Source organism: Pseudomonas sp. B34(2017) (genome assembly GCF_002112915.1).
Classification (GTDB): Bacteria; Pseudomonadota; Gammaproteobacteria; order Pseudomonadales; family Pseudomonadaceae; genus Aquipseudomonas; species Aquipseudomonas pharyngis.
On record NZ_NEJA01000006.1, the window covers coordinates 243,498 to 254,857 of the forward strand.

General features: G+C 62.1%; 10 protein-coding genes. All 10 read left to right on the forward strand.

Annotated elements, in window-relative coordinates:
- The first annotated feature begins 352 nt into the window (after positions 1-352).
- From CAF80_RS20440 to CAF80_RS20485, 10 genes are read left to right on the forward strand one after another with little or no spacing between them, the layout of a single operon-like run.
- Positions 353-1,705 carry a UDP-glucose/GDP-mannose dehydrogenase family protein gene (locus CAF80_RS20440; RefSeq protein ID WP_074687756.1) on the forward strand — a complete coding sequence of 451 codons (1,353 nt, stop codon included), beginning with the start codon at positions 353-355 and terminating at the stop codon, positions 1,703-1,705.
- The gene (locus tag CAF80_RS20445; RefSeq protein ID WP_074687755.1) at positions 1,702-2,739 is read left to right on the forward strand and encodes an NAD-dependent epimerase; all 1,038 of its coding nucleotides are present in this window, start codon (positions 1,702-1,704) and stop codon (positions 2,737-2,739) included. Before CAF80_RS20440 ends, CAF80_RS20445 begins: the two co-directional genes overlap by 4 nt.
- An 18-nt stretch (positions 2,740-2,757) precedes the next feature.
- Complete coding sequence (locus CAF80_RS20450) at positions 2,758-3,504, forward strand: sugar transferase (protein ID WP_039767766.1); 747 nt, start codon at positions 2,758-2,760, stop codon at positions 3,502-3,504.
- Complete coding sequence (locus CAF80_RS20455) at positions 3,504-4,151, forward strand: CpsD/CapB family tyrosine-protein kinase (RefSeq protein WP_039767764.1); 648 nt, start codon at positions 3,504-3,506, stop codon at positions 4,149-4,151. Before CAF80_RS20450 ends, CAF80_RS20455 begins: the two co-directional genes overlap by 1 nt.
- A 21-nt stretch (positions 4,152-4,172) precedes the next feature.
- Positions 4,173-5,198, forward strand: coding sequence for a polysaccharide biosynthesis/export family protein (locus CAF80_RS20460; RefSeq protein ID WP_064378938.1), 1,026 nt, complete (start codon positions 4,173-4,175; stop codon positions 5,196-5,198).
- Positions 5,199-5,215: 17 nt separating this feature from the next.
- Positions 5,216-6,808 (forward strand): Wzz/FepE/Etk N-terminal domain-containing protein, encoded by a 1,593-nt coding sequence (locus CAF80_RS20465; protein ID WP_074687754.1) that lies wholly within the window; start codon positions 5,216-5,218, stop codon positions 6,806-6,808.
- Positions 6,809-6,810: 2 nt separating this feature from the next.
- Positions 6,811-7,896 carry a glycosyltransferase family 4 protein gene (locus CAF80_RS20470; protein WP_170844898.1) on the forward strand — a complete coding sequence of 362 codons (1,086 nt, stop codon included), beginning with the start codon at positions 6,811-6,813 and terminating at the stop codon, positions 7,894-7,896.
- On the forward strand, positions 7,893-9,263 hold the full coding sequence (locus CAF80_RS20475; RefSeq protein WP_074687752.1) for an O-antigen ligase: 1,371 nt from the start codon (positions 7,893-7,895) through the stop codon (positions 9,261-9,263). Before CAF80_RS20470 ends, CAF80_RS20475 begins: the two co-directional genes overlap by 4 nt.
- Positions 9,260-10,228, forward strand: a complete 969-nt coding sequence (locus CAF80_RS20480; protein WP_074687751.1) for a glycosyltransferase — start codon at positions 9,260-9,262, stop codon at positions 10,226-10,228. The genes CAF80_RS20475 and CAF80_RS20480 overlap by 4 nt, the downstream gene beginning before the upstream one ends.
- Positions 10,221-11,357 carry a glycosyltransferase gene (locus CAF80_RS20485; protein ID WP_074687750.1) on the forward strand — a complete coding sequence of 379 codons (1,137 nt, stop codon included), beginning with the start codon at positions 10,221-10,223 and terminating at the stop codon, positions 11,355-11,357. Before CAF80_RS20480 ends, CAF80_RS20485 begins: the two co-directional genes overlap by 8 nt.
- The last annotated feature ends 3 nt before the right edge of the window (positions 11,358-11,360 follow it).

Consider the following 11,360-nt stretch of genomic DNA (forward strand, 5'->3'; position numbering starts at 1 on the left):
TGTCAAGGGTTTGTCGGTCAAAATCTGACACTAGCACCGGGCCATTAAAGCGCAAGAAATGTCGGACATAATCAAAAAGCGTCAAAAAAACGTTGACTCAAATCTGACACACCCAAGTCGTTAAAACCCTTGTAATACGTGGCCTACGACCGTTTATCGTTTTCTTCGAACACGTCAAGAACGGGACAAATCCAGCTACAGCAAGCACTTGATGGCCTTTCGCCCCCAAAAATGGGGGTGTTATACCCTTGCAACATGTCATTTTGCTGACACGCTTTTCCCACGCTGCGCTATACCCCTTTTGACAGTTCCATTTTCAATCTTCCATCACCGTCTTACGAGGCACGCCAATATGGACGTGAGCGTATTTGGTACGGGCTATGTTGGCCTGATACAAGCAGCCGCACTTGCCGATGTCGGACATCGCGTATTGTGCGTCGATATTGACCCGAACAAGATTAAACAACTGCAACAGGCGGTACCGCCTATTAGCGAACCGGGTCTTTCGGCAACTTTGGAAGAAAACATCAAGGCCGGGCGTTTATTGTTCAGCACCCAGGCCAGCGATGCGGTGGAACACGCCGAACTGATCTTCATCGCCGTGGGTACGCCGGCCGACGAAGACGGCTCCGCCGACCTCAGCCATGTGCTCAACGTGGCGCGGCAGATCGCAAGCTTCATGGAAGACGATCGCACGTTGATCATCAAATCCACGGTGCCGGTCGGCACGGCCGATCAGGTGCTGCACACCGCCGAAGAAGAACTGCAACGGCGCGGCAAAAGCGCTCTGGCAGTGCGGGTGGTGTCCAACCCGGAATTTCTCAAGGAAGGCAGCGCCCTCGCCGACTGCATGCGGCCGGACCGGATCATCGTCGGCACTCGCGACGACCTGGCCCGCGAGCAGATGAGCGAGCTGTACGCGCCGTTCTGCCGCAACCACGAAAAACTGATGTTCATGGACAACCGCAGCGCCGAGCTGACCAAGTACGCGGCCAACGCCATGCTCGCCACCCGCATCAGCTTCATGAACGAGCTGGCCAACCTCACCGAACTGCTCGGCGCCGACATCGAAGCGGTGCGCAAGGGCATCGGCTCCGACCCGCGCATCGGCTATCACTTCATCTACCCGGGCTGCGGCTTCGGTGGCTCGTGCTTTCCCAAGGACCTGCGCGCCCTGCTGCACACCGCCGAACACAACGGCATGCCATTGAAACTTCTGCGCAGCGTCACCGACGTCAATGACGCGCAACGGCACATTCTGTTCAGCAAACTCAGGGCGCAATTCCCTCAAGGCCTGGCCGGCAAGTCGATCGCGATCTGGGGCCTGGCGTTCAAGCCGAACACCGATGACATGCGCGAAGCCCCGAGCCGTTATCTGATGGAGGCGCTGTGGGCCGAAGGCGCCAGCGTGCAGGCCTACGATCCGGAAGCGATGTCCGAGTGCCGGCGCATTTACGGTTACCGCAATGACCTGCACCTGTGCGCCACCCGCGACGACACCCTCGAGGATGCCGACGCACTGGTGATCTGCACCGAATGGAAGAATTTCCGCGTGGTGGATTTCGAGCTGCTGGCCAGCAAGCTGCGTTCCAAAGTCATCATCGACGGACGCAACCTCTACAACCCGGAACAAGTGGCGGCCGCCGGCCTGCACTACAGCGGCATCGGTCTGCGCCACATCGCGCCTGACGGGTTGCGGCCATGAAAATCCTCGTCACCGGTGCGGCCGGGTTCATTGGTGCTCATTGCGTGCTGCGGCTGGTGCGCGACGGGCATCAGGTGATCGGCCTGGACAATTTCAACGGCTACTACGATCCCCAGCTCAAGCACGATCGGGTGGACTGGGTGCGCAAGCAAATTGGAGATTTCCAGCTTGCCACGATTGATCTGGCCGACGCGTCGGCGCTGCAAGCACTGTTCAGCAGTGAACGACCACAAGTGGTGGTGCACCTCGCGGCGCAGGCCGGGGTGCGCTATTCGCTGGAAAATCCACGGGCCTATCTGCACAGCAACCTCGATGGTTTCCTCAACATCCTGGAATGCTGCCGCCAGTACCCGGTCGAGCACCTTATCTACGCCTCGTCCAGTTCGGTGTACGGCGCCAACCAGCGCACACCGTATTCGGTGCAGGACGGCGTCAATCACCCGCTGTCGCTGTACGCCGCGACCAAGAAAGCCAATGAATTGATGGCCCACAGCTACAGCCATCTGTTCGGCATCGCTTGCACCGGGCTGCGCTTTTTCACGGTCTACGGGCCGTGGGGCCGGCCGGACATGTCGCCGATCCAGTTCGCCAAGGCCATCAGCGAAGGCTCGCCGCTGAAGCTGTTCAACTACGGCGAGCATCAGCGCGATTTCACCTACATCGACGACATCATCGAAAGCATCGCACGCCTGATCGAGCGGGCACCCCGGGCCAATCCCGAGTGGAACCGCGAACAACCCGACCCGGCCAGCAGCATGGCGCCGTGGCGCTTGTTCAACATCGGCGGCCAGCACCCGGTGGCGCTGAAAACCTACCTCGCCCTGCTGGAAAAACACCTCGGCCAGAAAGCCGTGGTCGATCTGCTGCCGCTGCAACCGGGCGACGTACTCAATACCTGCGCCGAGGCCAGCGACCTGGCCCAGGCCACCGGGTTTCAGCCCCGGATAGAGCTGGATGAGGGACTGGGGCGGTTTGTCGCCTGGTTCCGCGATTACTACCCCACTGCCTATCGCCCACGCGCCGTTCGCGGCTGAACATCAGCGGAGGACTCCATGACTGGACTTGAGAAAGGTATACCGATCCAACAACTGGTGCGTGACAAACGCATGGATCCGGAACAGCGAATGCGCCTCGACGCGGCAATCCACCGCCAGGGCCAGGGCTGGATGACCGGTCGAGAAGGTGGCCGGCCGTGGCAACTGTCGCGCACCAATCGGGTGGTCGCCTGTCTCGGCGCCCTGATGATTCTGCTGATGATTTCGCCGCTGCTGATCGGTCTGGCGCTGGCCATCAAGTTCACCAGCAAAGGCCCGGTAATGTTCGTGCAGAAACGCACCGGCTATCGCGGCCGCAAGTTCGGCATGTACAAGTTCCGGACCATGGTCGCCAACGCCGAAGAGCTCAAGGAGTCGCTGCGCCACCTGAACAAGCACGGTGCCGACGCCATCGACTTCAAGATCGACCAGGACCCGCGCATCACCGGGATCGGCGGCTTCCTGCGGCGCACCAGCCTCGACGAGCTTCCCAACCTCATCAATGTAGTGACCGGCGACATGCGCCTGGTCGGCCCTCGTCCGACCTCGTTCAACACCTACCGCTACAAGGACAGTCACCTCGCTCGTCTGGCGATCTACCCCGGCATGACCGGCCTGTGGCAGATCTCCGGACGCAGCAATATCGACTTCGACCAGCGCGTTGAGTTGGACCTCAGCTATATCGCCGAGCAGAGCCTACTGCTTGATCTGAAGATTCTGTTGAAAACCCCCTTCAAAGTATTCAGCGGCCACGGAGCAAGCTAATGGACGGTTCAACCAACAAAAGCCTGAGCATCGCCAGCCCCAGCGAGTCGAACCTGACCTCGACCGTGCTGGACCTGGATCTGCGGATCCTGTTCCTGACCGCCGCCAACCCCGGCGCCGGCACCACCACCAGCGCCCTGGCCATGGCCAGTCAACTGGCGCAGATGAGCAGCGGCCAGGTGCTGTACGTCGACGCCAGCCAGTCGGCGAGCAACCTGACCCAGCAACTGAACCTGAGCAAGGAGCGCGGCCTGCGCGACCTGTTGTTCAACCCGGACAACCCGCCGCTGTTGCAGGACTGCGTGGTGCAGGTGTCGAGCCTGCCATTCCACGTGCTGCCCAACGGCCGGCCGATCCGCACCCTGGAACACCTGACCGCCGAGCGTCTGAGCCCGTTGCTCGATCAACTGGGCAGCCAGTACCGCTTTGTGGTGATCGACGGCGACGCGGTGTATTCGGCGGCCGACACGCTGGTCATCAGCACCCAGGTCGACGGCGTGGTGTTCGTGGTACGCGCCGAAGACACTCGCTGGGAAGTTGCCCAGGCGGCGGTCCAGCGCTTGACCCAGGCCGGGGCGAAAGTGGTCGGCAGCGTGTTCAACCGACGCAAGTACTACATGCCTAAATGGCTCTACAAAAACCTGTAAGCAACCGCAAAGGATGACGCCATGAACGCCAGGATTCTTGTGCTGCTGATGCTGCCGCTTGCAGGCTGCTCGAGCACCTCCGAAACCCAGAACATGCCGGTGAATATTCTCACCGCTACCCCGGCCAACGCCCAGGCCACCGACATGCCGAAGGTCGAGCAGACCCTGCGCCCGCAGGATGTGCTGGACGTGATCTTCCACATCAGCACCAGCGGCTCGGACGCTTATCGCGTGCAGTCGGGGGACCAGATCGGCCTTAACTTCACCGCTGCCAGCCAGCTCAATGGCAACCAGTTGGTGCTGCCGGACGGCACCATCGAACTGCCGGGCGCCAACACCTCGGTGAAAATCGCCGGGCTGACCAGTGAAGAAGCGCGCCAGGAAATCCAGCGCGCCTATCAACGCAAACAGTTGTTCCAGCCCAACCGCAATCAGTTGACAGTGCAGATCATCAGCCCGCTGACCAACGAGCAGAACCTGAAAAGCGCCCTCAACCACCCGGCCACCGGCATGAGCCGCGAGATCACCGTCGGCACCGACGGCTACGCGAGCTTCCCGGAAATCGGCGCGGTGCCGCTGCAAGGCATGACCGTCAACCAGCTCGAAGCCTTCCTCAACAAGAAGTACGCGCAACTGCCGGGCCGGATGACCGTGGACGTACTGCTCAAGTCCACCGCCGGCAACGAAATCTACGTGCTGGGTGAGGTCGGCCAGCCGGGTTCCTATCCGATTCGCCGGCCGGTGTCGGTGCTTGAGGCGCTGACCCTGGCGCGCGGCACCAACGTCAAAGCGCGGCTCGATTCGGTGGTGATCATGCGCCGCAACGGCAATCAGGTGCAGGCCGTGCGCTACGACGTCGAGAAAGCGTTGTCGGGCGAGGCGCCGCAAATCGCCTACCTGCAACCGGATGACATGCTGTACGTGCCGAAAACCAAACTGGCCAGCGCCGGCGAACTCGCCCGGCAACTGGCCGACGTGGTGCTGTTCCAGGGTGTGGGCTTCAGCTTCGGCTACCGCGTCGACAACAAAGACAGCAACAACAACTGACTCTCAGGTGACCGATCATGAATCCAAAGGAAAATTACCTGCATGAGTTCTTCAGGATCTTCTTCGCCAACAAGCAACTGGTGAAACGGGTCTTCCTGATCTTTGCAGTGATCGCGCTGGTGCTGCCGCTGCTGCTCAAGCAGACCTTCGATATCACCGCTCAGGTGATCGTGCAGTCGAAAAAACTTTCACAGGGCGACGCCACCACGTCGCTCACTGTGGACAACGCCACCTTCATCCCGCCGTCGCTGGCGGACATGGAAACCGAGAGCAACATCCTGCGTTCGCCGGCGCTGATCCGTCAGACCATCAGCGAACTGCGCGACAAGGGCGAATACACCCCGTCGCCCGGGATGTTCAACAAGTTGGTGAGCGAGCCGTTCAAGCGCTACATCAGTTCGCCGCTGCGCCAGTACGTGATCAACCCCGTGCGCAACACCCTGGGGCTTGAGACCGATCCGGTGCGTGACACCGCGCTCGATGCGCTGACCCAGGATGCGATAGACAGCCTGAAAATCGAGACCCTGCCTGGCTCCAACGTGATCTCGATCATCTACAGCTTCCCCGATCCGCATCAAGGCACGACCTTCGTCTCTGCCCTGTTGCAGAACTATCTGGTGAGCCGTCAGGCGCTGCAATCGATCGACCTGCCGCAATCGTTCTACGAAACCAAGAAACACCTGTATCAGGTGAGTCTCGATGGATTGGAAGGCAATCGCCAGGCGTTGCTGGAAAGTGTCGGTGCGTCGGATCCGAAGGAGGAAATCACCTTCCGCCTCAACGCGATCAACACCGAAGAGCAGGCGCTGAACCTGTATCGCGACCGCCTGCTGCAAAGCCAGCGCTGGCTCGAGTACCTGAAGACCGCGCTGGCCGCCGCCAGTAACAGCAAACTTAACGACTACACCTTCCCCTACACCTTCACCACCACGGTCGACAACGTGGCGTTCGAGGACCGGGAAATCAAACAGATGGGCGAGCAACTGACCACCCAGGTCAGCCGCTACATGAACGATCTGGCGGTGTTCCAGCCCAGCAGTGAACCGATGTTGCTGACCCGCGAGCAGATTGCCCGCACTCGCCAGCAGTTCCTCAAGGTGGTGAGCAACCGTATCCAGGAACGCACCAACGATCTGGCGGTGGTCCAGCAGGTGATCGATCAGAAAACCGCGCGCATCGCTGAGTTCAAGAACCGTATCCGCGAGCTGCAGCAAACCCAGAGCAAGCTGCGGCAGATGGATACCGAGATCGATGCCCTGCACGCCGCGTTCTCGACCTACGCCCAGCGTTTTGCCGAAAGCAGCACCACCCGCTCGCTGAGCGATGACCTGTCCAACGCCCGGGTGTTGAGCCCGCCGTTCGAGCCGACCGAAGCGGCGTTTCCCAAACCGATGCTGATCATTCCGTTCGGGTTGTTCACCGGTCTGTTGCTGGCGATTGCACTGGTCTACGTGCGTGAGTTCTTCGACCACCGCTTCAAACACCCGGCGCAAATCAGCCACGAGCTGGGCCTGCCGGTGCTGTTGGTGATCAACGATCAGAACGCGCAACCGAGCAACCCGCACAAGAACTGGACCGTGCCGAGCTTCGTACACTGGGTGCGCAATTGAACATGTCCTCTACCCAGAACGCCGCGCTGCCGATCATGCATTTGCTCAGCAGCGGCGGGTTCTATGGTGCCGAGCGGATGTTGCTCGATCATTGCCTGGCGACGCCGGGGCAGCACCAGGTGCTGTTCCTCGATGCGCCGCCGGAACTGATCGCGCGCTTTCGCGAGGCTGGCGTTGATGCGCAAGGCTGCGCGGGGCTGGGTGCCCTGCTGCGGCACTTGCGTCAGCGGCGCAGTGAACGTCCGTTGATCAACACTCACAATTTCAAAGGGCTGTTGTTCGGTTGGGTCGGCGCCACACTGTTGCGCCTGCCGCTGGTCATCACCCAACACGGCTTCACCCCGCGCAGCCGCAAGCAGAAGTTCTACACCTGGCTGAGCCTGCAACTGTGCCGCACGGCGTCGGTGGATCGGGTGGTGTGTGTCGCCGAAAGCATCGCGGTGTTGCACCGTCAGGCCAGCGTGAGCGCTGAGAAGTTGCAGGTGATTCCCAACGGATTGCCGGCAGCGGCCGCCCTGCCTTGCGATGCGCCAGGACCACGCTGGCTCGCCGGTTACGTCGGGCGCTTGAGCAGTGAGAAAGGCCCGGATCTGTTTCTCGACGCGCTGATCCCGCTGTGTCACCAGCACCCGCAACTCGACGCGGTGATGCTCGGCGACGGCCCGGAACGCGAAGACTTGCAGGCAAGGATCGACGCCGCCGGATTGCAGCAGTGCATCCGCCTGCCGGGTTACCAGACCGACATGCGCCCCTGGTGGCAACAACTCGATGCGCTGGTGATCAGCTCGCGCACCGAAGGCACGCCGATGATTCTGCTGGAAGCGATGCAGGCCGGGGTGCCGGTGGTGGCGTTCGGCGTCGGCGGGATTCCCGACGTGCTGGAGCATCGCCACAACGGTTTGCTTGCGGCCCCCACCGACAGCGCCGCCCTCGCCCGCCAGCTCGACACGTTGCTGTCCGAGCCTGGCCTCGCGCGGCAACTGCGCGACAACGCAAAACGCACGCAACAGGACCGCTACGACCTCAAGGCCCTGGCCGAACGCTGGTCGCAGCTGTACATCCGCACGGCACGGGAGGCACGCGCATGATTTTCCCACTCTCGATCGTCAGTCTGCTGGGTCTGGCCTGCATCGCTCTGCTGGCCAGCCCCTGGCCCTATCTGGCGCCGGGCGCAGTCATCGGCCTGGTCGGATTCGCAGTGCTTTACCGCAAACCGACCTGGGGCCTGCTCGGCATCGTCGCCCTGGTGCCGTTCGAGGGTTTCTTCAAGGACAGTTCACTGTCGGGCAGCAAACTGATCGGCGCTTCGCTGGCGGTGATCCTGATGCTGCAACTGGCGATGCACCAGATTCCCTCGGATCGCCTGCGCAGCAATATCTGGCGTTTTCTGATCGCCTTCATGGTTCTGTACTTTCTGAGCCTGCTCAACACCGATGACATGGGCATGTCGCTGGGTCATCTGCGGGAAATCAGCGTCGGCCTGATTCTGTTTGTCATCACCCTGCTGATCGGCCGCGAGCTGAACCTCGACCTGTTCGCCCGGCTGGTGACCCTGGCCGTCAGCACGACCTGCGCCATGGCCATGTTCTCCAGCAAATTCCAGGATCAGGGCCGCGCCGCCGGCCTGCTCGAAGACCCCAACGCCTTCGCCCTGCTCATCGCCTTCGCCATTCCGCTGGGGCTATTGCTTGTCATCCGCAGCCCGAACCTGTTGCATCGTCTGTTCTGGGGCGGTTGCTGCCTGCTGTTGCTCGGCGGCATGACCAAGACCGAATCGCGCTCCGGGCTGGTGGTGCTGGCCTTGAGTCTGGTGATCGGTTGCTGGCACTACCGCGCGCAACTGGCACGGATTCGTCCGCGTCACCTCGGCTTTGCCATGCTCGGTGCGGCGATCGTGATTCCGCTGGCGATCTACGCGATGCCCGCCGGTTACATCGCGCGCATCCAGTCCCTCAGCGTGTTGAGCGCCGGCGCCAAGGGCCACAACGACGAATCCCTCGGTCGCCGCGCCTCATACATCGTGGTCGGTGGCCAGATGATCCGCGAGAACCCGCTGCTCGGCTCCGGCCCCGGCACTTTCCCGCTGCACTACGCCACCACCGGTTACGCCAAGGCGTTTTCCGCCAACCGCAAGATCGGGGACCTGTATCGCCGGGCGCATAACACCTACCTGGAAATCTTCAGCGAACTGGGGGTGCCCGCCGGATTGATGTTCGTCGGCATGCTCGCGCTGGGTCTGTACAACCTGATGCAGGCGCGCAAGGCGTGGATGCTGCGACGTGACTGGCAACAGGCGGATCTGATGACCCATCTGGGGGTGAGTTTTCTGTCGCTGACGCTGTTCCTGATGTTCCTCAGCGCGCCGAACCAGAAATACGTGTGGATCATGCTCGCCATGACCAGCGTTCTGCGCCTCAAAGCCGAACAAGCGCCGCTGACGGAGAGCAGGACATGAGCCGGATCAGTATCGTCATTCCGATGTACAACGAGGCCCGGCACATTGGCCGCACCTTGCTGGCCGCGCAAAAAGCGGCGCACGCGGCGGATGTCGAATGCGAACTGATCGTCGTCGACAACGGATCGAGTGACGAAGGGCCGCAGATCGCCCGGCAGTTCGGCGCCCACGTACTGATGATGCCAGGCCTGCTGATCGGCGCGTTGCGCAATCGTGGCACCGCCATCGCCACCGGGGAATGGCTGGCGTTCATCGATGCCGACATCGAAATGCCGGAAGACTGGCTGCGCCCATTGTTCGACATCGAAGCCAGTGGCCAGGCCGATGTCTTCGGTCTCGACCTGCATACCCCCGCCGCCGCGCCGTGGTACGCCACTGCCTGGCAGCGCCGGACCTTGCGCCCGAGCACCCACACCAGCCACGTCGTCGACTGGCTGCCCAGTTCCAACCTGCTGATGCGCAGAAGCTGGTTCGACAAGGTCGGCGGTTTCAACGAAACCCTGCGCACCGGCGAAGACAAGGAATTCACCCTGCGCCTGCGCGAACACGGCGCCCGACTGCTGTCGATCAATGAGAACGTCGCGCTGCACTGGGGTTACGAAATGAACTGGCGCGAGTGGATGGGCAAGGAACTGTGGCGTCAGGGCAGCCACCTGCAACTGCTGCGCAGTCATGGTTTCAGCCTGCGCCTGTTGCGGTTTCCGATGCTGTCGATCTTCGTCTGGATTCTGGATTTCCTGGCGATATCCGCGCTGCTCGACGGCTTTCCCCACCACGCCGTGATCATGGTGATGCTGACGCTGGTGCCGGGGCTGGTGCTCAGCGTGCGTCAGAGCGCCAAGCACCACAACGTCTGCCTGACCCTGCAACTGTGGGGCCTGCACTGGCTGCGCCTGCACCTGGCGGGCGCCGCGTTCATTCTCAGTCTGTGTCATTGGAACGCCAGGAGGCCTGCCCGTGGCTGAATTCATTTTCTGGATGTGCCTGCTGCTGCCGGCCTACGCCTATGTCGGCTACCCGCTGCTGCTGACGCTGCTCGCGCCGCTGTTCCCGGCGTGGCGCCACAGCCCGGCACCGCCGCTGAACGTCAGCATCGTGATCGCCGCCCACAACGAGGCGCGGCATATCGAACACAAGCTGCGCTCGTTGCTGTCCCAGGATTATCAGCCGGCGACCCTGCAAATCATCCTGGCCAGCGACGGTTCCACCGACGACACCGTGGCCTGCGCGCACAAGGTCGTCGACCCGCGAATCACCGTGCTCGACCTGCCCCGCCAGGGCAAGGCCGCCACGCTGAATGCCGGTGCGGCGCTGGCCACGGGCGACATTCTGGTGTTCACCGACGCTGACAACCAATGGTCGCGGGAAACCCTCGGCTACCTGCTGGCGCCCCTGAGCGATCCGCAGGTCGGCGCCTGCGCCGGGCACATGGTGATTCCGGTAACCGGCGGCGGACTGAGCATCGGCGACAGCCTTTATCGGCACTACGAGGGCTGGTTGCGTCGGGTCGAGAACCGTACCGGCTGCATGGTCTCCGCCGACGGCGCCCTGCTGGCCTTGCGCCGGGAACTGTTCGAGAACGTGCCGGCGGAGGTCAACGACGACTTCTTCATCAGCACCTGCGCACCGGTCAAATTCAAACGCATCGTCTACGTGCCCGAAGCGCAAGTGATCGACCACGGCGTGGACGAAGCCGACAAGCAATTCCGCCGGCGCCAGCGGGTCACCGTCGGCGGCCTGCAAAGCCTGGCGCAACGCAGCGAGCTGCTCAATCCGTTCAAGCACGGGCTGTATTCGATTGCGCTGATCAGCCACAAGTTGATCCGGCGCCTGGCGCCGATCCTGTTGCTGCCGCTGCTGCTGAGCAATTTCTGGCTGTGGGAAGACCACGGTTTCTATCGCCTGAGCCTGATCGCGCAAGTGGTCGGCTATGCCATCGCGATTGCCGGCCTGCTGGATTCGCAACACCGCTTGCCCAAGCCGTTCCGCCTTGCGGCGTTCCTGCTGGTGACACTGGCGGGCATGAGCATCGGCCTGTGGCAGTTCCTGCGCGGCCAGCGTTATGCCCAGTGGAACCCTGACCAAAACCGTTGAGAG

Excerpts from the sequence above, each read along its gene's own strand:
- CAF80_RS20440 (WP_074687756.1), top strand. The coding sequence starts at position 353 with ATGGACGTGAGCGTATTTGGTACGGGCTATGTTGGCCTGATACAAGCA.
- CAF80_RS20445 (WP_074687755.1), top strand. The coding sequence starts at position 1,702 with ATGAAAATCCTCGTCACCGGTGCGGCCGGGTTCATTGGTGCTCATTGC.
- CAF80_RS20450 (WP_039767766.1), top strand. The coding sequence starts at position 2,758 with ATGACTGGACTTGAGAAAGGTATACCGATCCAACAACTGGTGCGTGAC.
- CAF80_RS20455 (WP_039767764.1), top strand. The coding sequence starts at position 3,504 with ATGGACGGTTCAACCAACAAAAGCCTGAGCATCGCCAGCCCCAGCGAG.
- CAF80_RS20460 (WP_064378938.1), top strand. The coding sequence starts at position 4,173 with ATGAACGCCAGGATTCTTGTGCTGCTGATGCTGCCGCTTGCAGGCTGC.
- CAF80_RS20465 (WP_074687754.1), top strand. The coding sequence starts at position 5,216 with ATGAATCCAAAGGAAAATTACCTGCATGAGTTCTTCAGGATCTTCTTC.
- CAF80_RS20470 (WP_170844898.1), top strand. The coding sequence starts at position 6,811 with ATGTCCTCTACCCAGAACGCCGCGCTGCCGATCATGCATTTGCTCAGC.
- CAF80_RS20475 (WP_074687752.1), top strand. The coding sequence starts at position 7,893 with ATGATTTTCCCACTCTCGATCGTCAGTCTGCTGGGTCTGGCCTGCATC.
- CAF80_RS20480 (WP_074687751.1), top strand. The coding sequence starts at position 9,260 with ATGAGCCGGATCAGTATCGTCATTCCGATGTACAACGAGGCCCGGCAC.